The sequence below is a fragment of the Aeromicrobium jepli genome (assembly GCF_047246605.1).
Taxonomy (GTDB): Bacteria; Actinomycetota; Actinomycetes; order Propionibacteriales; family Nocardioidaceae; genus Aeromicrobium.
The window spans coordinates 16,661-39,117 of sequence record NZ_JBFOKO010000009.1 but is presented as its reverse complement, the minus strand read 5'-3'; the positions used below and the strand labels follow the sequence as shown (position 1 = coordinate 39,117).

Annotated in this window: 21 protein-coding genes; 14 read left to right on the top strand and 7 right to left on the bottom strand. The window is 72.0% G+C overall.

Features of this window, described 5'->3' with window-relative positions; translation table 11 throughout:
• Positions 1-145 precede the first annotated feature (145 nt).
• Both AB3M81_RS15395 and AB3M81_RS15390 read left to right on the top strand, forming a co-directional pair.
• A complete protein-coding gene (locus AB3M81_RS15395; RefSeq protein WP_412904805.1) occupies positions 146-1,594 on the top strand; it encodes a sugar transferase in 1,449 nt (482 codons plus the stop codon).
• Entirely contained in the window at positions 1,591-2,043 is a 453-nt protein-coding gene (locus AB3M81_RS15390) for an FAD synthase family protein (RefSeq protein ID WP_412904804.1), read from the top strand. The genes AB3M81_RS15395 and AB3M81_RS15390 overlap by 4 nt, the downstream gene beginning before the upstream one ends.
• A 69-nt stretch (positions 2,044-2,112) precedes the next feature.
• Here AB3M81_RS15390 and cysN read toward each other — a convergent pair whose 3' ends face one another.
• A complete protein-coding gene (gene cysN / locus AB3M81_RS15385) occupies positions 2,113-3,357 on the bottom strand; it encodes a sulfate adenylyltransferase subunit CysN (RefSeq protein WP_412904803.1) in 1,245 nt (414 codons plus the stop codon).
• A complete protein-coding gene (gene cysD / locus AB3M81_RS15380; protein WP_412904802.1) occupies positions 3,357-4,277 on the bottom strand; it encodes a sulfate adenylyltransferase subunit CysD in 921 nt (306 codons plus the stop codon). Before cysD ends, cysN begins: the two co-directional genes overlap by 1 nt.
• A gap of 170 nt (positions 4,278-4,447) precedes the next feature.
• Between cysD and AB3M81_RS15375 the strand changes: the two genes are divergently transcribed.
• The 5 genes from AB3M81_RS15375 (at position 4,448) to AB3M81_RS15355 (ending at position 9,727) form a co-directional block, all read left to right on the top strand.
• The gene (locus AB3M81_RS15375; protein WP_412904801.1) at positions 4,448-5,398 is read left to right on the top strand and encodes a sulfite exporter TauE/SafE family protein; all 951 of its coding nucleotides are present in this window, start codon (positions 4,448-4,450) and stop codon (positions 5,396-5,398) included.
• Positions 5,395-6,588, top strand: coding sequence for an adenylyl-sulfate kinase (cysC, locus tag AB3M81_RS15370; RefSeq protein WP_412904800.1), 1,194 nt, complete (start codon positions 5,395-5,397; stop codon positions 6,586-6,588). Before AB3M81_RS15375 ends, cysC begins: the two co-directional genes overlap by 4 nt.
• A 76-nt stretch (positions 6,589-6,664) precedes the next feature.
• Positions 6,665-8,269, top strand: a complete 1,605-nt coding sequence (locus tag AB3M81_RS15365; RefSeq protein ID WP_412904799.1) for an AMP-binding protein — start codon at positions 6,665-6,667, stop codon at positions 8,267-8,269.
• Positions 8,270-8,276: 7 nt separating this feature from the next.
• Positions 8,277-8,756 (top strand): type II toxin-antitoxin system PemK/MazF family toxin, encoded by a 480-nt coding sequence (locus AB3M81_RS15360; RefSeq protein ID WP_412904798.1) that lies wholly within the window; start codon positions 8,277-8,279, stop codon positions 8,754-8,756.
• The gene (locus AB3M81_RS15355; protein ID WP_412904797.1) at positions 8,753-9,727 is read left to right on the top strand and encodes a YihY/virulence factor BrkB family protein; all 975 of its coding nucleotides are present in this window, start codon (positions 8,753-8,755) and stop codon (positions 9,725-9,727) included. The genes AB3M81_RS15360 and AB3M81_RS15355 overlap by 4 nt, the downstream gene beginning before the upstream one ends.
• Before the next feature lie 7 nt (positions 9,728-9,734).
• Here the strand turns inward: AB3M81_RS15355 and AB3M81_RS15350 are convergent, their stop codons facing one another.
• The 3 genes from AB3M81_RS15350 to AB3M81_RS15340 are packed head-to-tail and all read right to left on the bottom strand — an operon-like array spanning position 9,735 to position 12,762.
• The gene (locus AB3M81_RS15350; RefSeq protein ID WP_412904796.1) at positions 9,735-10,577 is read right to left on the bottom strand and encodes a hypothetical protein; all 843 of its coding nucleotides are present in this window, start codon (positions 10,575-10,577) and stop codon (positions 9,735-9,737) included.
• Positions 10,574-11,359 carry an HAD family hydrolase gene (locus tag AB3M81_RS15345; RefSeq protein WP_412904795.1) on the bottom strand — a complete coding sequence of 262 codons (786 nt, stop codon included), beginning with the start codon at positions 11,357-11,359 and terminating at the stop codon, positions 10,574-10,576. The genes AB3M81_RS15350 and AB3M81_RS15345 overlap by 4 nt, the downstream gene beginning before the upstream one ends.
• Positions 11,356-12,762 (bottom strand): mannitol dehydrogenase family protein, encoded by a 1,407-nt coding sequence (locus tag AB3M81_RS15340; RefSeq protein WP_412904794.1) that lies wholly within the window; start codon positions 12,760-12,762, stop codon positions 11,356-11,358. The genes AB3M81_RS15345 and AB3M81_RS15340 overlap by 4 nt, the downstream gene beginning before the upstream one ends.
• A gap of 215 nt (positions 12,763-12,977) precedes the next feature.
• Between AB3M81_RS15340 and AB3M81_RS15335 the strand changes: the two genes are divergently transcribed.
• Genes AB3M81_RS15335 through AB3M81_RS15325 form a run of 3 tightly spaced genes read left to right on the top strand, consistent with a single transcriptional unit; the run spans position 12,978 to position 15,068 of the window.
• On the top strand, positions 12,978-13,373 hold the full coding sequence (locus tag AB3M81_RS15335) for a cold-shock protein (RefSeq protein ID WP_412904793.1): 396 nt from the start codon (positions 12,978-12,980) through the stop codon (positions 13,371-13,373).
• Between the two features lie 7 nt (positions 13,374-13,380).
• On the top strand, positions 13,381-14,298 hold the full coding sequence (locus AB3M81_RS15330) for an AEC family transporter (protein WP_412904792.1): 918 nt from the start codon (positions 13,381-13,383) through the stop codon (positions 14,296-14,298).
• Positions 14,299-14,345: 47 nt separating this feature from the next.
• Positions 14,346-15,068 (top strand): DUF3027 domain-containing protein, encoded by a 723-nt coding sequence (locus tag AB3M81_RS15325; protein ID WP_412904791.1) that lies wholly within the window; start codon positions 14,346-14,348, stop codon positions 15,066-15,068.
• Positions 15,069-15,109: 41 nt separating this feature from the next.
• Here AB3M81_RS15325 and AB3M81_RS15320 read toward each other — a convergent pair whose 3' ends face one another.
• Positions 15,110-15,580, bottom strand: a complete 471-nt coding sequence (locus AB3M81_RS15320) for a hypothetical protein (protein ID WP_412904790.1) — start codon at positions 15,578-15,580, stop codon at positions 15,110-15,112.
• A gap of 41 nt (positions 15,581-15,621) precedes the next feature.
• On the opposite strand from AB3M81_RS15320, the gene AB3M81_RS15315 reads away from it, so the two are divergent.
• Together AB3M81_RS15315 and AB3M81_RS15310 are read left to right on the top strand one after the other, a co-directional pair.
• Positions 15,622-16,668 (top strand): hypothetical protein, encoded by a 1,047-nt coding sequence (locus tag AB3M81_RS15315; protein ID WP_412904789.1) that lies wholly within the window; start codon positions 15,622-15,624, stop codon positions 16,666-16,668.
• A gap of 4 nt (positions 16,669-16,672) precedes the next feature.
• Positions 16,673-17,191 (top strand): gamma carbonic anhydrase family protein, encoded by a 519-nt coding sequence (locus AB3M81_RS15310; protein WP_412904788.1) that lies wholly within the window; start codon positions 16,673-16,675, stop codon positions 17,189-17,191.
• Positions 17,192-17,374: 183 nt separating this feature from the next.
• On the opposite strand, the gene serC is transcribed toward AB3M81_RS15310, so the two are convergent.
• A complete protein-coding gene (gene serC, locus AB3M81_RS15305) occupies positions 17,375-18,487 on the bottom strand; it encodes a phosphoserine transaminase (protein ID WP_412904787.1) in 1,113 nt (370 codons plus the stop codon).
• Positions 18,488-18,559: 72 nt separating this feature from the next.
• Between serC and AB3M81_RS15300 the strand changes: the two genes are divergently transcribed.
• Both AB3M81_RS15300 and scpA read left to right on the top strand, forming a co-directional pair.
• Positions 18,560-20,347, top strand: a complete 1,788-nt coding sequence (locus AB3M81_RS15300; RefSeq protein ID WP_412904786.1) for a methylmalonyl-CoA mutase family protein — start codon at positions 18,560-18,562, stop codon at positions 20,345-20,347.
• Positions 20,344-22,455, top strand: a complete 2,112-nt coding sequence (gene scpA, locus AB3M81_RS15295; protein ID WP_412904785.1) for a methylmalonyl-CoA mutase — start codon at positions 20,344-20,346, stop codon at positions 22,453-22,455. Before AB3M81_RS15300 ends, scpA begins: the two co-directional genes overlap by 4 nt.
• Positions 22,456-22,457: the final 2 nt, after the last annotated feature.

The following is a 22,457-nucleotide window of genomic DNA, read 5'->3' as shown; positions in this document are numbered from 1 at the left end:
ACGAACGGGCCTGCGGGTCCGCGCGTATCACCGTCTTCACGGGACGCTCCTTGCGGGATATGCAGGCACGACGGCACGTGGGCCGTGGGGCGAGGCGGAGGGGTCCGCAGCATGACGCCCGACGGGCTGCATTGGGGAGTGGGCAATGAGTTCAGCGATCGACGGGCGCGACGACACCGTCCTACCGCTGCGCCTGGTGGAGCCGATCGCGGCGGAGGCGGTGGTCGGCTCTCCGTCGGTCCACCGCGAGTTCACCGCGATCCCCACGGGTCGGTCCCCGTGGGACGCCCTGGTCCGTCAGGGCCTGATCGGCCACCTGCTCGTCCTGGCTGGCACGATCGTCACCGGCGTCGTGGTGGGCATGAGCCCCGGGGCGCTGAGCCTGCTGGCCCTCGCCGTCGTCGCGTGGCTCGGCTTCAGCCTGGCCGCCCTGCCCGCGTACGAGCGGGCCGTCTCGCTGCGTCCGGCCAAGCGCCTCGTCGGGGTCCTCGCCCTCGGCGCGCTGGCCACCCTCGTGCTGACCGACGCCGTCTCGACGCAGCTGCGCGACGCCGTCACGGTCCTGAGCGCCACCGCCGTCCTCATCGTCGGCTCCGCGGTCGTGCACCGCGCCGTCCTGCGCCGGGTGCCCACCCTGCTCGTCGGCCCCGCCGACGCCGTCAACCGGCTCGCCGCCCGCTGGGAGGACCGCCAGGACCTCGTCGTCGTGGGTCGCTGCACGTGGGACTCCACCACGCCCGTCGGCAGCGCCACGGTCAACTCCGTCGTGCGCGACGTCCCCAAGCTGCTGCGCACCGTCCGCGGCGCCCGCGTCGTCATCACGGCCGACCAGGCGCTCAGCGACCCGTCGCTGCGCCACCTCGCGTGGGGCCTGCAGCGGGCCGAGATCGAGTGCCTCGTGCTGACCGACATGAACGACTACGTCGAGTTCGTGCGGCCCACCCGCATCGGCGACCAGCTGGCGCTGGCGCTGGACCCGCCGAACAGCCACCTCGTCAGCCAGGCGATCAAGTCGTTCTTCGACCGCAGCTTCGCCGCCGTCGCCCTCGTGCTGGGCGCGCCGCTCATGGCCCTCGTCGCGCTGGCGATCCGGTTCGACTCGAAGGGACCGGTGATCTACCGCCAGGAGCGCACCGGTCGCGACGGCGTCCCGTTCAACATCTACAAGTTCCGCACGATGGTCGAGGACGCCGACCAGCGCGTCGACGAGCTGCGCGAGCTCAACGAGGCCGCCGGCCCGCTGTTCAAGATGACGCAGGACCCGCGGGTCACCCGCGTCGGGCGCATCCTGCGCCAGACCTCGCTGGACGAGCTGCCCCAGCTGTTCAACGTGCTGCTCGGCGACATGGCGCTCGTGGGACCGCGACCGGCCCTGGAGAGCGAGACGTCCCAGTACAGCCAGTGGGTCTGGCGCCGGCTGCACGTCAAGCCCGGCATGACCGGCCTGTGGCAGGTCAGCGGCCGCTCGAACCTGTCGTGGGACGAGTCCATCCGGCTGGACCTGATGTACGTCAACAACTGGAACCTGCGCATGGACTTCGCGATCCTCTTCCGCACGGTCGGCGTCGTGCTCAACCGCAAGGGGGCGTGGTGAGCACCCCCGACGTGGCCGGCGTCGGCTACGCCAGCGGCGTGTTCGACATGTTCCACATCGGGCACCTGAACCTGCTGCGCCGCGCGCGCGAGCACTGCGAGACGCTCGTGGTCGGCGTCGCCAGCGACGAGTACGTCCTGGCCCTCAAGGGTCGCGAGCCCGTGGTCCCGCTGGCCGAGCGGATCGAGATCGTCTCGTCGCTGCGCTTCGTCGACGAGGTCATCGTTGACCGGAGCGAGGACAAGCGCGTCGCCTGGCGCCAGCGCTCGTTCGACGCCATCTTCAAGGGCGACGACTGGCGCGGCTCGCCCAAGGGTGAGCGACTCGAGCAGGCGATGGCCGAGGTCGGCGCACGCGTCGTGTACTTCCCGTACACGCTGCACACGTCCAGCACCCGGCTCCGCGGGTTCATCGAGCGCGCGGAGTCGGACTTCTACGCCTCCCGGTGATCCGAGGGCGAGGGCGCTCAGCGCCCGAAGCCTCGAAACCCGGTCAGATCGAGCGCCCTCGGCTCTCGATCAGTGCTCGGTGATGGTGCCCGCGCCGACGGTGCGGTTGGTGGACTCGTCGATCAGGATGAACGAGCCCGCCTGGCGGTTGCGCTGGTAGGGATCGACCATGAGCGGCTGCGTCGTGCGCAGCGTGACGCGGCCGATCGCGTTCAGGCCCAGCTCCTGCGGGGCCTGGTGGCGGTGCAGCGTGTTCACGTCGAGCTCGTACTTGATCTCCTTGACCAGCGCCCGGGCCGAGCGGGTCGTGTGCTTGATCGCGTACTTGCCGCCCAGGCGCATCGGCTCGGAGTCCATCCAGCAGATCATCGCGTCGAGGTCCTGCGTCACCGCGGGCTGGTTGTTGGGGCGCACGATCATGTCGCCGCGCGACACGTCGACCTCGTCCTCGAGCCGGACGGTCACCGACATGGGGGAGTAGGCCTCGGGGATCTCGCCCTTGAACGTGTCGATCGCCTTGACCTTGGTGGGCAGACCGCTGGGCAGCACGATCACGTCGTCGCCGGGGCGCAGCACGCCGCTGATGACCTGGCCGGCGAAGGCGCGGTAGTCGCCCTGGCCGTTCTGCGGCCGGATGACGTACTGGACCGGGAACCGCACGTCGACGAGGTTCTTGTCGCTGGCGATGTAGACGTTCTCGAGGTGGTGCAGCAGCGAGGGGCCCTCGTACCAGGGCATCTCGTCGGAGCGGGACACGACGTTGTCGCCGGTCAGCGCCGAGAGCGGGATCGTGGTGACGTCGGTGAACTCCAGGCGCGCGGCGAAGTCGACGAACTCGTCGCTGATGCGGCGGTAGACGTCCTCGGACCAGTCGACCAGGTCCATCTTGTTGATGGCCAGCACGATGTGCGGCACGCGCAGCAGCGACACGAGGGTCGCGTGGCGGCGGCTCTGCTCCTGCAGGCCCTTGCGCGCGTCGACCAGGATGATCGCCAGGTCGGCCGTGGAGGCGCCCGTGACCATGTTGCGCGTGTACTGGATGTGGCCCGGCGTGTCCGCGATGATGAACTTGCGCTTGGGCGTGGAGAAGTAGCGGTACGCGACGTCGATCGTGATGCCCTGCTCACGCTCGGCGCGCAGGCCGTCCGTCAGCAGGGCGAGGTCGGTGTACTCGTCGCCGCGCTGGGCGCTCGTGGCCTCGACGGCCTCGAGCTGGTCGGTGAAGATCGACTTCGAGTCGAACAGCAGCCGGCCGATGAGCGTGCTCTTGCCGTCGTCGACCGAGCCGGCCGTGGCGAATCGCAGGATGTCCATCAGAAGTAGCCCTCCTTCTTGCGATCCTCCATCGCGGCCTCGCTGACCTTGTCGTCGCCGCGGGTGGCGCCACGCTCGGTGATGCGCGTGGCGGCGACCTCGGCCACGACCTCCTCGGGCGTGGTGGCGGTGGAGGGGACCGCGGCGGTCAGGGTGGCGTCGCCGACGGTGCGGTAGCGGACCGACTCGGTGAACACCTCCTCGCCCTCGCGCGGCTGGCAGTGCTGGTTGATCGTGAAGTACATGCCGTCGCGCAGGAAGACCTCGCGCTCACGGGCGTAGTAGATGTCCGGCAGCTCGATGCCCTCGCGGGCGATGTACTGCCAGATGTCGAGCTCGGTCCAGTTCGACAGGGGGAAGCAGCGGATGCTCTCGCCCGGGTGGATGCGGCCGTTGTAGAGCGACCACAGCTCGGGGCGCTGGTTCTTGGGGTCCCACTGGCCGAAGTCGTCGCGGAAGGAGAAGACGCGCTCCTTGGCGCGGGCCTTCTCCTCGTCGCGGCGGGCGCCGCCGAACAGGGCGGACAGCCCGTGCTGCTCGGCGGTGCGGATCAGGACGGGGGTCTGGATGCGGTTGCGCGAGCCGTTGGGCTCCTCGCGCACGAAGCCCTCGTCGATCGCGTCCTGGACGGAGCCGACGATGAGCCGCACGCCCAGCTCCTCGACGACGCGGTCGCGGAACTCGAGGACCTCGTCGAAGTTGTGGCCCGTGTCGATGTGGACCACGGGGAACGGGACCGGGCCGGGCGCGAACGCGCGCACCGCCAGGTTGAGCATGACGACGGAGTCCTTGCCGCCCGAGAACAGCAGGGCGGGTCGCTCGTTCTCCGCGACGAGCTCGCGGATGATGTAGATCGCCTCGGCCTCGAGGTGGTCGAGCTGGCTCAGGCCGTAGCGACGCGACTCGCTCGTTTCGGACATCGACGGGTTCCTCCCCACGCGGTCGACCGGTGTTCCGCGGTGCGCGGACGGCGTCCGGGTCCGGTCCCGAGACGCCCGCACCGGCGGGTGCGGCTTGACACTAACACCGGGCAGAAGGGCCTCCGAACCACGGTGATCGGCGTGAGATCGCTGTGACAGAATCGATCGCCATGGACTTGTGGCTCATCGCCGGCGCCTTCGCGGTCGGCATCGTCGTGGGCCTGACCGGCATGGGCGGCGGCGCCCTCATGACGCCCATGCTCGTGTTCTTCTTCAACGTCCCGCCGCTGACCGCCGTCTCGAGCGACCTGGTCGCGAGCGCGGTCATGAAGCCGGTCGGCGCGTCCGTCCACCTGCGGCGGGGGACGGTGAACCTGCGGCTCGTCGGCTGGCTGTGCGCGGGCTCGGTCCCGGCCGCGTTCTGCGGCGTGCTGATCCTGCGCGCGCTCGGCGACTCCCAGCAGATGCAGGACGGCATCAAGGTCGCCCTCGGCCTGGCGATCCTGCTGAGCGCGGCGCTGCTGCTGGTGCGCGCCTACATGCGGCTGCTCGAGCGCGCCCGCACCCGCGACGGCAAGGGCGAGCCGCTCCCGCAGGCCCGTCCCGAGCGTCACGTCCGCCCGGTGCCCACGCTGCTGCTGGGCATCCTGGGCGGCCTCGTCGTCGGCATGACGTCGGTCGGCTCGGGGTCTCTCATCATCATCGGCCTGATGCTGCTGTACCCGGGCCTCAAGGCGAGCCAGCTCGTCGGCACCGACCTCGTGCAGGCCGTCCCGCTCGTCGCGTCGGCCGCGATCAGCCACGCGATCTTCGGCGACCTCGACCTGAGCGTCTCGCTGCCGCTCATCATCGGCTCGATCCCCGGCGCCTACATCGGCGCGCGGCTCTCGGCGCGGCTGCCCGGCGGCTGGGTCCGCCGCGCGCTGGCGTTCGTGCTGCTGGCCTCGGGCCTCAAGCTCATCGGCGTCCCGAACGGCACGACGGGTCTCATCCTGGCCGTCACGCTGGTCGCCGCGCCGCTCGTGTGGATGGTGGTCCGCCGCCGGCTGGGCTTCCCGGCGTTCGCGTTCGTCGAGCACCGGCAGGCGAGGGCGGCGCGCGAGGCGAAGGAGCGCCCGTGAGCGCCGGCGCCGTCCTGCGCGGCCACCAGCTGGACGCGCTCGAGCTCATCCTCGGCCGCTTCCTCGCGCCCGTCGACGGCTACTGCCTGCCGGGCCGCGCCCCCGCCGACTGGCCCTTCGAGGCGACCCTCGCGGTGCCGGCGAAGGCCGCGGTCGAGGCCGTCGACCAGGGCTCGCTGACGCTGACCGACCCCGACAACACCCCGCTCGCGACGCTCGTGCTGTCCGACACCCGCCCGCGCGACGACCAGACGACGTGGGTGGCGGGTCGGCTGAGGCCGGCGAAGGCCGCCGAGCACCCGCCGGCCCGCGCCGTGCGGCTCGTCGTCCCGGTGGACCTCGGCGACCACGTCGTGGCGCTGTTCAGCGGCCGGGTCAGCGCCGGCGACGTCATGCGCGCCGTCAACGTCGCGCACGGCAAGCCACTCGCGCTCATCGGCATCGCGGCGCAGGACGCGTCCGGCAGCGACGTCGCGGTGATGGACGAGCTGCGGCGCTGCGCGGACGTGATCCCCAACGCCCGAGCCTGGTACCTCGCGGCTCCGGCGGTGGGCGAGACCGCGTCGGCCGAGGAGGTGCTGCAGTACGCGCTGGGGTCGCTCAGCGTCCGCGACCCGCTCGACTTCCGCCGGCCGAGCGCCGAGGCGGACACCGGTGCCGTGCTGCTGTTCACCGGGCTGTCCGGCGCCGGCAAGTCGACCGTGGCGCGTGCCGTCGTGGAGGCGATCACGGCGCAGAACCTGCGCCGCACCGTCCTGCTCGACGGCGACGACGTCCGTCAGGAGCTCTCGGCCGGTCTCGGCTACGGCCGTGAGGACCGCGAGCGCAACCTGACCCGGATCGCGTGGGTCGCGGCGCGCGTCGCCGAGGTCGGCGGCCTCGCGGTGTGCGCGCCGATCGCGCCGTTCGCGTCGGCCCGCCAGGCCATGCGCGAGCGGGTGGAGCCGCGCTCGCCCTTCCTCGTCATCCACGTGGCCACGCCGCTCGCGGTCGCCGAGGCACGCGACCGCAAGGGCCTGTACGCCAAGGCCCGTGCCGGGCTGATCCCCGACTTCACCGGGATCGACTCGCCCTACGAGGTGCCCGACGACGCCGACCTGACGATCGACACGTCGCGCACCGGCGTGGGCGAGTGCGTCGAATCGGTGCTCGAGATGCTGCGTGAGAAGGGCATCCTGCCGCCCGTCTGAGACCCCGTCGCGGGTAGTGTCCGAGGGTTGCAGAAAACGCGAGATGTGAGGGAATCCTCCTGTTAGGGTACGGGCCATGGGTGATCTGGGTTACAAACTGAAGGTCCTGCGACGCATCGGCGTCATCAAGGCCCTGCCGCCGCACCGGCTCATCGGTGCCGCCCGCGTGCTGAAGAAGTGGGGGCCGGGGCTTCCGTCGGGGGTCAACGCCGCCGCGAAGCGCTACCCCAAGCAGGTCGCGATCATCGACGACGCCGGCCAGATCACGTACGAGGAGCTCGTCGCGCAGATCAACCAGTTCACCGAGGTGCTCAAGGAGCGCGGCATCAAGGCGGGCGACTCGGTCGCCGTCCTGTCGCGCAACCACCGCTACCTCGTGATCGCGCTGGTCGCCGTCGTCCAGATGGGCGGCCGCATCCTGCTGCTGAACACGATGTCCAGCCGTGCCCAGCTCACCGACCTCGCCGAGCGCGAGGGCGCCGAGCTGCTCATCCTCGACCAGGAGTTCCTGCCCCTCGTGGAGGACGTCCGCCGCAGCCGCCTCATGCTCGCGTGGGCCGACGCGGACGCGCCCACCAACCTGCCCTCGATCGAGTCCGCCACCGTCGGCAAGCCCAAGGACGAGCACCCCGTCCCGGAGAAGCACGGCGAGATGATCATCTTCACGTCGGGCACGACGGGCCTGCCCAAGGGCGCCAAGCGCAAGGAGCCCGAGGACCTCAAGCCGCTGCTGGCCTTCTTCGGCTCGATCCCCTACCAGAGCAACTCGGTCGTCTCGATCGCCGCGCCGCTGTTCCACTCGTGGGGCCTGATCAACCTGGGCTTCGGCCTGTCGACGTGCCCCACGTTCGTGCTGCGTCGCAAGTTCTCGCCCGAGCAGACGCTGCGCGACATCGAGAAGTACAAGGTCGAGGTGCTCGTCGTCGTCCCGCTCATGCTCCAGCGCATGGTCAAGGCCGACCCGAACGTCGTGAAGAACACCGACGTGTCGAGCCTCAAGATCACCGCCTCCAGCGGCTCGGCCCTCGCCGGTGACCTGGCCCTGCACTTCATGGACATGTTCACCGACTCGATCTACAACTTCTACGGCGCGACCGAGACCAGCTGGATCACGATCGCCAGCCCCAAGGACCTGCGCGCCGCCCCCGGCACCGCCGGCCGGGTGCCGTGGCGCACGCAGGTCAAGGTGCTCGACCACGACGGCAACGAGGTCCCGCAGGGCGACATCGGCGTCATCCACGTCGTCAACGACATGCCGTTCGGCGGCTACACCGACGGGCGCAACAAGTCGTTCCACTCGGGCCTCATGGACTCGGGCGACCTGGGCTACTTCGACGAGGAGGGCCGCCTCTTCGTCGCCGGCCGCGACGACGACATGATCATCTCCGGCGGCGAGAACGTCTTCCCGCGCGAGCTCGAGGACTGCCTCATCGAGCACCCCGAGGTGGTCGACGTGGTCGTCACCGGCATCGCCGACCCCGACTGGGGCCAGCGCCTGGCCGCGTACGTCGTGCGCAAGGAGGGCAGCGACGTCACGGTGTCCGAGCTGACCGAGTTCGCCCGCGACAACGTGTCCCGCTCCGCCGTGCCGCGGGGGATCATGTTCCTCGACCAGCTGCCGCGCAACCCCACCGGCAAGGTCATGAAGCGCCAGCTGCCGGCGTTCGAGACCGCCGGCTGAGTCGCCCGTGGCCCGTGCGAGTCTGACCTCCGTCCTGCGACGCCTGGTGCAGGCCGGGCGAACCGTCGCGTCCTCAGCGCCGTCCGCGCCACCCGCGCGCGGCGGGCTGGACACGACGTGGGCCGGTGACGCCGACGGCCGCCCCGACCCGGGCGAGATCGTGTGGACGTGGGTGCCCTACGAGGACGACCCGGCGCAGGGCAAGGACCGTCCGGTCCTGCTCATCGGCCGGCGCGACGCGTCGACGCTGGTGGGACTCCAGCTGACCTCGAAGGACCACGACCGCGACGCCGCCCAGGAGGCGCGTGCCGGCCGTCACTGGATGGACATCGGCTCGGGCGCGTGGGACGCGCGCGGCCGGGCCAGCGAGGTCCGGCTCAACCGGCTCATCGAGGTGCGCGAGCAGGACGTCCGCCGAGAAGGCGCCGTGCTGGACCGCGCGGTGTACGAACGCGTCGTCGCGGCTGCGAGACAATACCTGCCATGAACGTCGTCGCCCGGATCGACCGCTTCCAGCGTCGTCATCCGGTCGTCGGATTCCCGATCGCCGTCGTCTACAAGTTCTTCGACGACCAGGGCCCGTACCTCGCGGCGATCATGACCTACTACTCGTTCATCGCGATCTTCCCGCTCATGCTGATCGCCACGTCGGTGCTCGGCTTCATCCTGCAGGGCGACCTCGAGCTGCAGGAGCGGCTGCTGGACACGGCGCTCGGCCAGTTCCCGATCGTCGGCGACCAGCTCGGCCGGCCCAACGGGATCACCGGCAGCACGTCGGCGATCGTGATCGGCTCCCTTGCGGCCGCCTACGGTGCGCTCGGCGTGGGCCAGTCGACGCAGAACGCGGCCAACGTGGCCTGGGGCGTGCCGCGCAACAGCCGCCCCAACCCGATCGTCATGCGGCTGCGCAGCTTCGGCGTGCTCGGCATCGGCGGCCTGGGCATCGGCTTCATCGCGGTGCTGCAGTCGCTCGTCGACAATCCGGAGGTGGTGGGGATCGACCACCTGCCCGACCTCGGCCTCGTCATGCGCTTCGTCGGCCTCATGGTGTCGTGGGGCATCTTCATCGTCGTGTTCAAGTTCGTGAGCCTGCGGCGGGCGTCGTGGCGGTCGGTGCTGCCCGGCTCGCTGTTCTGCGCGCTCGGGTGGCAGGTGCTGCAGTTCGCCGGGGACGCGTACGTGCAGCGGGTCATCGTGCGGGCCTCCTCGATGAACCAGACCTTCGCGCTCGTCCTCGGCCTGATCGCGCTGCTGTTCCTGCTCACGGCGATCATCGTGATCGGCCTCGAGATCAACGTCGTGCGCCGCCGTCACCTCTACCCCCGGGCGCTGCTGACGCCCTTCACCGACAACGTCGTGCTGACCGCGGGCGACCGCCGCGCGTACGCGCAGTACGCCCGGATGCAGCGGCACAAGGGCTTCCAGACCATCTCGGTCGACTTCGACGACGAGGCGTGAGCGCGCCTCAGGGCGTTCCCTCGACGGGGTAGGGCAGGGACGGCAGGCGGTCGCGCTGGTAGTCCACGAGCCACGTCAGGATCCGCGGGTCGGCGTCGATCAGGTGCTGCCAGCCGGCGACGAGGTCGGCGAAGAACCGCGCAGGCGCCAGATCTAGGGTCGTGAGGTCCGGCCCGAAGGCCGAGAACGTCGTGTGCACCTGCCGGCACGCGTGGTCGGCCATGATGCGGTCCGACTCCGCGCGCACCCGGCGCGCGAGGCCGGCGTCGCGCATCTGGCCCACCGGGCGCGTGTGCAGGACCGGCACCGCGTCGAGGATGCCGACGCCCTGGTAGTCGAGCAGCTTGGGCCACAGCGAGTCCAGGCCCCAGCCCCATCCGGTCTCGGTGAGGTCGAGCGTCGGCAGCAGCTCCTCGAGGGCCCGCACGCTGAAGCCCGGCATCATGATCTCGACGAAGCCGGTGCGCCGGCCGAAGAAGCTGTGGTTCCGCATGGCCGAGAAGTGCGCGAAGTGGGACGCGTCGTGCATCGCCGGGGCGAAGAGGTCCAGGTGCGCGCCGTCCGCCAGCGCGAACAGGCGGCTGATGCCGTCCTGGTCGACCAGGAGGTCGTCGTCGGGCAGCCAGACGTGGTCGTACTCGCGCCAGCCGTCCCATCGGCGCAGGACCTCGCGCAGGCCGGTCCACTTCGGCCCGGGGACCACCTCCTCGACGACGCAGTCCACGTCGTCCTGCGACGGGATCGGCTGGTACGGGACGAGCCGCAGGTCCCAGTCGCGCGGCGTGCCGGGCTCGATCCAGCTCCGGTGGAGCGATCGGGCGCCGACCCGCGCTAGGACGAGGCCCCTCATGCGTCCGCTCCGGTCACGGGGGCGGCGGCGCCAATCGGCACGAGGTCGTTCAGCAGGCGGACGATCTCCCACCAGCTGTCGACCACGACGTCCGCGCCGGCCTCGCGGAGTGCCGCGATCCGGTCGGCACGTTGCTCGGGTGGGACGAACTGCACGGTGCCGATCGTCCGGCAGCCGGCGGCGACGGCCGACAGGGCTCCGTTGACGGAGTCCTCCACGGCGACCGCCTCCGCGGGCGAGACGCCGAGGCGCTCGCACGCGAACGTGTAGACGGCGGGGTCGGGCTTGCTCACCGGCCGGGGCAGGGAGCTCTCGGCGCTGAACAGCGTCGCCGACTCGAACAGGCCGGTCAGGCCGGTGACCTCGAGGCACGCGGCGAGGCGGGGGCCGGCGCTCGACGTGACGACCGCGAGCGGCAGCCGCCGGGCCAGCTCGGCGAGCGGCCCGCGGACCTCGCAGTCGGGGCGCAGCACGGTCCGCAGGTGCGCCGTGACCACGTCCCGCTCGACCGCGACCCAGTGCTCGAGATCGTCAGCGTCGAGCCGCCGCTCGTGCAGGTCGGCCAGCAGCGCCGCGGACGAGCGGAAGTTGCGCCCGTTCGTCAGCCGCTGCAGCTCCGCGGGCTCGTACGCGAGGTCGACGCCGAGGTGGTCCAGGAACCGGTTCGTGACGATGGCGGAGGCCTCGTACGCCGGCTCCTCGGACGGGAACAGGGTGCCGTCGGCGTCGCACAGGACGGCGCGGATCTGCGGGACGGGCCGGTCCTCGAACCACGTGGTCATCGGCTGCCTCTCGTGTGGGGGAGTCGGGCGGTGATGGCGCCGTGCGCGCCGAGGCGTTGCAGGTCGCCGACCGCCCGCCGGGCGGCCGCCGCGAATCGGGGATCGCGGGACAGGGGGCCGAAGGCGTCGGCGTCGGCGAGCAGCGCGGCCCGCTCGACGCCGCGGGCGGCGGACTCCAGGACGAGCCACCCCGCGACGGCCAGCACGAGCAGGTCCGGCGAGCGCCCGCGCTCGATCGACTCGGCGATCGACGGGACGAGGTACTCGCCGACCTTCCAGGCCCCGCGGCGTCGCAGGCGCTCGAGCGGGTCGCCCATGCGCGGGTGGCGCAGGCGGCGCGCGATCGAGCGGCGGTAGGCCGCGACGTCGATGCCGGGGGAGGGGGCCAGGAGGGGGGAGACCTCGTCCGCCATGAGGTGGTCGAGGTACGCGGCGAAGACGGGGTCGGCCAGCGTCTCGCACGTCGTGGTGTGGCCGCCGAGCGTGCCCAGGAAGCCGAGGGCGCAGTGGCTGGCGTTGAGCAGGCGCGTCTTCATGGCCTGGTACGGCGCCACGTCGGGCACGAGCTGGACCCCGACCTGCTCCCACGGGGGCCGGCCGTTGCAGAACCGGTCCTCGACGATCCACTGGCGGTACGGCTCGGTGACCACCGGCCAGCCGTCGTCGACACCGAACTCGGCCGTGATCGCGTGACGCTCGTCGACCGAGGTGGCCGGCGTGATGCCGTCGACCATCGAGCTCGGGAAGGCGACGTGCCGGTCGATCCACGCCGCCAGATCGGGATCGCGCAGCGCCGCGAACGAGACGATCGCGGTGCGGGCCGCGGCGCCGTTGTCGCGCATGTTGTCGCACGAGAGGACCGTGAACGGCGCGTCGCCGTGGCGGCGGCGCCGCGCGAGCGCCTCGACGACGTAGCCGAAGACGGTCCGCGGCCGTGACGGCTCGGCCAGGTCGGCGGCGACCTCGGCGTCACCGGCGTCGAACTCGCCGGTGCGCGGCCCCACGCGGTAGCCCGGCCCCGTGATCGTCAGCGTCACCAGGCGCGTGCGTGGATCGGCGAGAGTCGCCAGGACGGCCTCGGGGTCGTCCGGCGCGAAGAGGTACCTGGTCATCGCGCCGACCACGCGGGCGTGGTCGCGCCGCTCGTGACGCTCGAGCAGCAGGTACAGGTCGTCCTGGCGGGACAGGACCTCGCCCATCTCGGGCCGGTGCAGCCCGACGCCGACCAGGCCCCAGCCCCGCTCGCCCAGGCGGGCGAGGTCGTCGAGGTACACGGCCTCGTGGGCACGGTGGAAGTGACCCACGCCGATGTGCACGACGGCGGGCTCGAGGAGCTCGCGCCGGTACCCGGGCGGACTGACCGAGGGCGGGAGCGCGGCCAGCGTCGTGTTGTTCAGCGCCATGACCTTCACCGGAGGAAGGAACGTCGTCATCGGGCGGCCTCTCAGCCTCATGACGGAGCGGCGCTGCTCTGCACCTGCGTGCGTTGTACCCCTCGACGCACGCTTCACACATGTCACGGCGCCGCGACCCGGTCGCCACGCTCCGCGGGGCACCCGAACCGGTCAGCGACCCCTAGACTGGAGGGGTTGCACTCCGCGAACGCAAAGGACAGGTCATGCCCACCGGCAAGGTGAAGTGGTACGACTCCGACAAGGGGTTCGGTTTCCTCAGCCGTGAGGACGGCGACGACGTGTACGTGCGCTCGGACGCGCTGCCCGCCGGCGTCACCACGCTCAAGGCCGGCACCCGCGTCGAGTTCGGCATCGTGGCCGGCCGCCGCGGCGACCAGGCCCTCCAGGTCCGCTTGCTCGACCCGACCCCCTCGGTCTCGCAGGCGCAGGCCCACGCGCGGCGCAAGTCGCCCGAGGAGATGGTCGTGATCGTCGAGGACCTCGTGAACCTGCTGGACGGGCTGGGCGAGGGCTACCGCCACGGACGCCACCCCGAGGGCAAGCGCGCCCGCCAGGTCGCGCAGCTGCTGCGCCGCCTCGCGGCCGACCTCGACGCCTGAGCGCCGCGTGACCGGCGCCCTCGAGGGCTTCGCCGTCATCGGGGTGCTCATCGCGGTCGGCTACGTGCTGGCCGCGACCGGCGTGCTCGACGCCGCCAGCCAGGTCGTGCTCTCGCGACTCGTCTACTTCGTCGCGACGCCCGCGCTGCTGATCGACGTCCTGCGCTCGACCGACCTCGGCACCGTGTTCGGACCGTGGTTCGTCGTCGCCGTCGCGGGCGTCCTCGCGGTGCTCGTCGTGTACCTGCCGTGGGCGCGGTGGCGGGGCCGCTCGCGCGACCACGCGGTGGTGGGCGGCATGTCGGCCTCCTACGCGAACGGCGGCTACCTGGGCCTGCCGATCGCGGGCTACGTCCTGGGCGACGCGGCGTTCGCGCTGCCGACGATGGTCCTGCAGCTGACGATCTACGCGCCGCTCGCGCTGACGTTCCTCAGCATGGACGCGGGCATGCGCGTCACGCCGTGGGCGTTCGTGCGGGCCGGCCTGCGCAACCCGGTCTCGGTCGCCGCGGTCGTCGGCGTCGTGCTGTCGGTCGCGCACGCGGACCTGCCGCGCGTCGTCGCCGAGCCGATCTCGCTGCTCGGCGCGATGGCGATCCCGGCGGCGCTCATCGCGTACGGCGTGGCGCTGCGGTTCGGGCCCGGCATCGGTCGCGGGAACGGTCGCGAGGTCGCGTTCGTCGCCGTGCTCAAGCTGGCGTGGCAGCCGCTCGTGGCGTACCTCGTCGCGCGGTTCGCGCTCGGCCTCGACGCCCACGAGGTCGCCGGCGTCACCCTCATGGCCGCACTGCCGACGGCGCAGAACGTCTTCGTCTACGCCTCGCGCTTCCGCCGGGGCGAGGTGCTCGCGCGCGACTGCGTCGCCGTGACGACCCTGGCCTCGCTGCCGGTCCTGCTCGTCCTGGCGGCCCTTCTCGTGCCGTAGGCCACCGGGCTTGGTCCGGTGTGGGGCCGTGAGGGACAATCGGAGTCATGAGCACGGTCATCTCCACGGCGCGCGCCGCCCTCGACGAGAGCGTCGACGACGGCACGGTCGGCGAGCACGTCGGCACCACGGACGAGGGCTTCGGCCTGGTCACCGAGCGATTCGCGTGCCTGCTGCCGGGCTACGTCGGCTGGTACTGGGCCGTGAGCCTCTCGGTCCTCGACGGCGAGGCGACCGTCAACGACATCGTGCTGCTGCCCGGCGACGAGGCGATCGTCGCCCCCGAGTGGACCCCCTACCGCGAGCGGATCCGCCCCGGCGACCTCGGTCCCGGCGACGTGCTGCCGCCCGAGGAGGACGACATCCGCCTGGTCCCCGCGTGGTCCGCGGGCGACGGCGACGGCACCGGCGTGGTCGACCGGCACTTCGCGCGCGAGATCGGCCTGGGCCGCGAGTGGGTCCTGTCGCTCGAGGGACGCGAGGACGCCGCCGAGCGCTGGTACGAGGGCGAGTCCGGCCCGGACGCGCCGATCGCCAAGCAGGCGCCCGGCATCTGCGGCACGTGCGGCTTCCTGGTCTCGCTCGCGGGCGACCTGTCCGACCGCTTCGGCGTGTGCGCCAACAAGATGGCCAACGCCGACGGCCGCGTCGTCGCGCTCACGCACGGCTGCGGCGCCCACTCGGGCACGCGCCCCAAGCGCTCCAACTCGGCGGCGTCGCTGCCGGACCCGGTGCTGGACACCATGACCGACGAGGTCGAGGAGTTCTGAGGCGTCCCGTGTCCGGTGTGACGGCGCGCCCGCGCCGGGCGTCAGTTCTTGCGACGGCGTCCCACGGGACGCTGCGGCGTGCTCGGCGCCTCGGCGGGGGCCGCGAGTCGCTCGGGGGGCGCCGCGGGTCGCTCGGGGGGCGCCGCAGCGGGCTCGACGGCGTCGGCCTGCGCCTCGACGGCGGCCGGCAGCGCGGCGGAGCTCTCGGCGGCCGCCTGCTGCATCGCGTCACGGCGACGCTTGCAGTACTCGATCCCCATGAGGCCCAGCCCCAGTCCCGCGATCGCGGTCCACAGCCACCACGTGCGGCCCTGGTCCTGCAGGTTGCCCCAGAAGGGCAGCAGCGCGACGGCGATGACGCCCCACACGATCGTGCCGACGGTCATGGTGCGGACGCCGTCGACGTCCATCGGCTCGACCGCGGCGACGCGGTGGGTCGTGCGCCCGAACTCGAGCTCCGTGATCTCGGGCCGGCCCAGGTCGGGGATGCGGGAGCGCTTGGTGCTGGCCATGTCACCACGATAGCCCGCGTGCCCGGCCCCGAGGAGGTCGCGTGAACCCCCGCCACACCCGGCAGCTGATGTTCGTCCTGCTCACCGCGCTCATGCTGGTCGTGGTCGCCGCGGCGCTCCTCGACCGCGCCGAGGCCACGCCGTCGCAGCCCCGGGTGACGATCTCGGACCCGCGCGTCACCGAGTCCAGCGGGCTCGCCGTCAGCACCGACGAACCCGGTCTGGCGTACACCGTCAACGACTCGGGCAACGCCGCCGAGGTCTTCGCGATCGACCTCGCCTCGGGCGACGTCGTCGGCGTCACGACCGTGCGGGCGCAGTTCCGTGACGTCGAGGCGCTCGCGCTCCGCGACGGCACGCTGTGGATCGCCGACGTCGGCGACAACCGGGCCGAGCGCGACGACACCGCGCTGTACGCGATCGACGAGCCGGGCCGCCGGACCGCGACGGTCGGCGCCGAGCGCCACCCCGTGCGCCTGCCCGGGGGTCCCGCCGACGTGGAGGCGCTGCTGGCCGCGCCGGACTCCGACGAGCTCGTCGTGGTGACGAAGGCGCTCGCCGGCGCCGAGGCGCTCAGCGTTCGCGAGTCCGAGCTCGGCCGCGAGCCCGCCACCTTCACGCGGGTCGCGACCGACCTGCCGGCGCTCGTGACCGACGGCGCGTTCTCGCCCGACGGCTCGCGCGTCGCACTGCTGTCCTACGGGGCGCTGTGGACGGTCGACCCGGCGGACTGGAGCATCGTCGGCAGCCAGTCCCTGCCCCCGCTGCGCCAGGCCGAGACCGTCGCGTTCACCGCCGACGACACCGTGGTGGTCGGCAGCGAGGGCGAGGACTCGCCGCTGGTGACCCTGACGCTCGACCCCGAGCCGGCGTCCCTCGGCAGCCCGGCGACGGTCGCGACGGACCAGCCGGCCACCGAGCCCACCACGGAGCCGACGGCGGCGCCGGCACCGGCGGACGAGGGCGACGGCTCGCGCGCGATCAGGCTCGGCGGGGTCGGTCTCGCCGGGGTCGCCGTCGGCGCGCTGGCCGCGTGGCGGCTGCGCTCGCGCACCCGGTCGGCCGGATCTCGCCGGGCGATACGGTGACCGCATGAAGATCGCTCTCGGAGACAGGTCCCCGCAGGTCCACGAGTCCGCGTTCGTCGCGGCGAACGCCACGTTGGTGGGCTCGGTCGTCATGCACGAGGGCTCCAGCGTCTGGTACGGCGCGGTGCTGCGGGCCGACAACGAGCCCATCACGATCGGCCCGCGCAGCAACGTGCAGGACAACTGCGTCTTCCACGTCGACAGCGGCAAGCCGCTCACGCTCGGCGAGGGCGTCTCGGTCGGCCACGGCGCGGTCATCCACGGCGCGACCGTCGAGGACCACGTGCTGGTGGGCATGGGCGCGATCATCCTCAACGGCGCCGTCATCGGCTCGGAGTCGCTCGTCGCCGCGGGCGCCATGGTGCCGCAGGGCGCCGTCATCCCGCCGCGCTCGCTCGTGGCCGGCGTCCCCGCGAAGGTGCGCCGCGAGCTGACCGACGACGAGGTCGCCGGCCTGCACCTGAACGCCGCGGTCTACGAGGAGCACCGCGAGCTGCACCGCGTCGCCACGGTCGTCGACTGACGGTTTCCCCGGTTCAGTAGGTTCTCCCGCACTTCGCGAGGATCGCGATCCTCGCGAAGTGACAGGGAACCTCGTTCAGTGCCGCCATCGCGCCCTCGCGCCGACTGAACGAGGCTCTCTGTCACTTCGGGTGGTTCGCAACCCACGCTCAGTGACGGTTTTCCCGCTTAACCGGGGAAACCGTCAGTGCGCGAGCCGCTCGACGACGAGATCGACGCAGCGCGTCAGCGCCGTGACGTCGTCCGGTTCGATGGCCGGGAACATCGCGATCCGCAGCTGGTTGCGGCCCAGGCCCCGGTAGCCGGCGACGTCGACGATGCCGTTCTCGCGCAGCGCCGCCACGACGGCGGCCGCGTCCACGCCTTCGAGGTCGATCGTGCCGACGACGAGCGAGCGGTCGGCCGGGTCGGTGACGAACGGGGTCGCGTGGTCGCTGGCCTCGGCCCACTCGTACAGCCGCCGGGACGAGTCGGTCGTCCGCGCGACGGCCCAGTCCAGGCCGCCCTGCTCGTTCATCCAGCGCAGCTGCTGGTCCATGAGGAACAGCGTCGCGACGGCAGGCGTGTTGTAGGTCTGGTCCTTGAGCGAGTTGTCGATCGCCGTGGGCAGGTCGAGGAAGCCGGGGATGTGCCGGCCGGAGTCCTTGATGCGGCGCGCCCGCTCGATCGCCGCCGGCGACATGAGCGCGACCCACAGGCCGCCGTCCGACGCGAAGCCCTTCTGCGGCGCGAAGTAGTAGACGTCCGTCTCGGCGGCGTCCACCGGCAGGCCGCCCGCCCCTGAGGTGGCGTCGACCAGCACGAGCGCGCCCTCGTCGATGCCGGCGGGCCGGCGGACCGGCACCATGACGCCGGTCGAGGTCTCGTTGTGCGCCCACGCATACGTGTCGACGCCCGCCGTGGCGTGCGGATCGGGGTGGGTCGAGAAGTCCGACTCGAGGACCTCGGGATCCTCCAGGAACGGGGCGGCCGCCACGGCGCGCGCGAACTTGGCCGTGAACTCGCCGTGCACGAGGTGCTGGGCGCGGCGCTCGACCAACCCGAACGTGGCGGCGTCGAAGAAGGCGTGCGAGCCGCCGACGCCGAGGACGACCTCGTACCCGTCGGGCAGCCGGAACAGTGAGGACAGGCCCTCGCGGATGCTGCCGACGAGCGCCTTCACCGGCGCGGCCCGGTGCGACGTCCCCAGCAGCGAGGTCCCCGTCGCGGCGAGGGCGGCCAGCGCCTCGGGGCGGACCTTGGACGGGCCGGAGCCGAAGCGGCCGTCGCCGGGCAGGAATTCGTCGGGGATCTGCACGGCGTCATTGTCGCAGGACCACGGACTGATGCGTTGGTCCGTCCGCCGAGACGGGCGGTTACGATGCGACCCATGGCAGCAGACCAGCCCACGGTGCCCCTGGCCGAGGGGATCGCGCACGACCAGGCGGAGTGGGAGAAGGCCACCGCCGCCGTCCTGCGCAAGACCCGCCGGCTCGCCGAGGACGCCCCCGACTCCGACGTGTGGACCAAGCTGTCCACCACCACGCTCGACGGGTTGAGCATCACGCCGCTCGGCACGCCCGCGCTCGTGGCCGACCTGCCCGAGACCGGCCTGCCGGGCGAGGCGCCGTACACGCGCGGCTCCGGCACGGGCGATCCCGAGCTCGACGGCTGGGACGTGCGCGGCTGGTTCACCGATCCCGCGACGACGGCCGAGCACCTCGTCACCGAGCTGGAGAACGGCGGCAACTCGCTGTGGCTCACGCTCGGCGAGCGCGGCATCGCCGTCGACCGCCTGCCCGAGCTGCTCGAGCCGGTCTTCCTCGACCTCGCGCCCGTCGTGCTGGACTGCCCCGAGGACCCGGTCGCCGCGGCCGAGGCGTTCCTCGCGGTCTGTCGCGACAAGGGCACGGAGCCGCACCACCTGACCAACCTCGGCGCCTCCGGCACGGACCTCGACACGATCGTGCGCGTCGCCCGGCTGGCGAAGGACGCCGGTGTGCGCGGTGTCGTCGTCGACGCGTCCGGCCTGCACGACCAGGGCGCCTCGGACGTCCAGGAGCTGGCCTGGTCGATGATGCTCGCGGTCACGTACCTGCGCGCGCTCGAGTCCGCCGGGCTGACCACCGACGAGGCCGCGCAGCAGCTGGAGTTCCGCTACGCCGCCACCGACGAGCAGTTCACGACGATCGCCAAGCTGCGCGCCGCCCGCGCCCTGTGGAACCGGGTCGGCGAGATCAGCGGGATCGGCGAGGAGGCGCGCGCGCAGCGCCAGCACGCCGTCACGTCGCGCCCCATGATGGCGCGCTACGACTCCTACACGAACATGCTCCGCACCACGGTCGCCGGCTTCGCCGCGGGCGTCGGCGGCGCGGACGCGATCACGATCCTGCCGTTCGACGAGCCGCTGGGCCTGCCCACGCCGTTCAGCCGCCGGATCGCGCGCAACACCTCGAGCCTGCTCATCCACGAGTCGCACGTCGCCAAGGTCGTCGACCCGGCCGGCGGGTCGTACGCCGTCGAGAAGCTGACCGACGACCTCGCGATGGCGTCGTGGGAGCTGTTCGCCGAGCTCGACGGCCTCGACGAGCTCGAGGGCGTCGCCGACCTGGACGCCGCCGCCGAGCGCATCGCGCCGCTCGTCGAGGCGGTCCGCTCCGACCGCGCCCTGCAGATCGCCCAGCGCAAGCGGCCGATCACGGGCGTGAGCGAGTTCCCGAACCTGGCCGAGAAGCTGCCCGAGCGCGCGCCGTACCCCGTCGAGCCGGACGTGTTCCGCTACGCGGGCGAGTTCGAGCAGATGCGCGACGAGCCGGCGCCGCAGCCGGTCTTCCTCGCCACGCTCGGCCCGATCGCGGCGCACACCGCACGCGCCACGTTCGCGACCAACCTGCTGGCCGCCGGCGGCATCGGCGTCGGCGCGGCCGGCGCCACGGCCAACGTCGACGAGGTCGTCGACGGCTACCGCGAGGCCGGCGCGCCGCCGGTCGTGTGCGTGGCCGGCACCGACGCCACGTACGAGGAGTGGGGCGCTGAGGTCGTCACCGCGCTGCGCGCGAACGGCGCCCGCCACGTCGTCGTGGCGGGCAAGGCCGACCTGGGCCAGGACGCCTCGGTCGCGATGGGGCTCGATGCGCTGGCCTTCCTGCGCGGCCTGCGAGAGGAGCTGAAGAAGTGAGTACTCCGAAGAGCTTCGCGGGGGAGCCCTGGCAGAGCCCCGAGGGCATCGAGGTCAAGCGGCTGTACACGCCGGACGACCTCGAGGGCCTCGACGCGCTCGACACGTACCCGGGCCTGACGCCGTTCCTGCGCGGCCCGTACCCCGCGATGTACACGACGCAGCCGTGGACGATCCGCCAGTACGCGGGCTTCTCCACCGCCGAGGAGTCCAACGCGTTCTACCGCCGCAACCTGGCCGCCGGCCAGAAGGGCCTGTCGGTCGCGTTCGACCTGGCGACCCACCGCGGCTACGACTCCGACAACCCGCGCGTCGTCGGCGACGTGGGCATGGCGGGCGTCGCGATCGACTCGATCTACGACACGCGCACGCTGTTCGAGGGCATCCCGCTCGACCGCATGAGCGTCTCGATGACGATGAACGGCGCCGTGCTGCCGGTGCTGGCGCTCTACATCGTGGCGGCCGAGGAGCAGGGCGTGAAGCCCGAGCAGCTGGCCGGGACCATCCAGAACGACATCCTCAAGGAGTTCATGGTCCGGAACACGTACATCTACCCGCCGGCGCCGTCGATGCGGATCATCTCCGACATCTTCGCGTACACGGCGGCGAAGATGCCGCGGTTCAACTCGATCTCGATCTCAGGCTACCACATCCAGGAGGCCGGGGCGACGAACGACCTCGAGCTGGCGTACACGCTGGCCGACGGCGTCGAGTACATCCGCGCGGGCCTCGACGTGGGCCTGGACATCGACGCGTTCGCGCCACGGCTGAGCTTCTTCTGGGCCATCGGCATGAACTTCTTCATGGAGGTCGCGAAGCTGCGCGCCGCGCGTGCCCTGTGGGCCCGCCTGGTGAGCGACTTCGACCCGAAGAACCCCAAGTCGCTGAGCCTGCGCACGCACTCGCAGACCTCGGGCTGGAGCCTGACGGCGCAGGACGTCTACAACAACGTCCAGCGCACCGCGATCGAGGCGATGGCCGCGACGCAGGGCCACACGCAGAGCCTGCACACGAACGCGCTCGACGAGGCGATCGCCCTGCCGACCGACTTCAGCGCCCGCATCGCCCGCAACACCCAGCTGCTGCTGCAGCAGGAGTCGGGCACGACGCAGACGATCGACCCGTGGGCCGGCTCGTACTACGTCGAGAAGCTGACGCACGACCTGGCGAACCGCGCCTGGGCGCACATCCAGGAGGTCGAGGCCGCCGGCGGCATGGCCAAGGCGATCGATGAGGGCATCCCGAAGATGCGCATCGAGGAGGCGGCCGCCCGCACGCAGGCGCGCATCGACTCAGGCCAGCAGGTCGTCGTGGGTGTCAACACGTACCGCGTCCCCGACGAGGAGCCCTTCGAGGTCCTCAAGGTCGACAACAAGGCCGTGCTCGCGTCGCAGATCGCCAAGCTCGAGCGCCTGCGCGCCGAGCGCAACGACGACGACGTGCGGTCGGCGCTCGAGGCCCTGACCAACTCGGCCGAGCGCGGCGCCAGCCGCGACGGCTCGCTCGACGGCAACCTACTCGAGCTCGCGGTCAACGCCGCGCGCGCCAAGGCGACCGTCGGCGAGATCAGCGACGCCCTCGAGAAGGTCTACGGGCGCCACCAGGCCGTCATCCGTACGATCTCGGGTGTGTACCGCACCGAGGCCGGCCAGTCGGGCAACATCGCCCGCGTGATCGAGGCCACCGACGAGTTCGAGCGCGCCGAGGGTCGCCGTCCCCGCATCCTCGTGGCGAAGATGGGCCAGGACGGCCACGACCGGGGCCAGAAGGTCATCGTCACGGCGTTCGCCGACATGGGCTTCGACGTCGACGTGGGCCCGCTGTTCTCGACGCCGGAGGAGGTCGCCCAGCAGGCCGTGGACGCCGACGTCCACGTCGTGGGCGTCTCCTCCCTCGCGGCGGGTCACCTCACGCTGCTGCCCGCGCTGAAGCAGGCGCTGGCCGAGCAGGGTCGCGACGACATCATGGTCGTGATCGGTGGCGTGATCCCGCCGGACGACGTGCCGACGCTCAAGGAGATGGGCGCCGCCGAGGTGTTCCTCCCGGGCACGGTCATCGCCGACTCCGCGCTGGACCTGCTGGAGAAGCTGCGCGCCTCGCAGGCGTGACG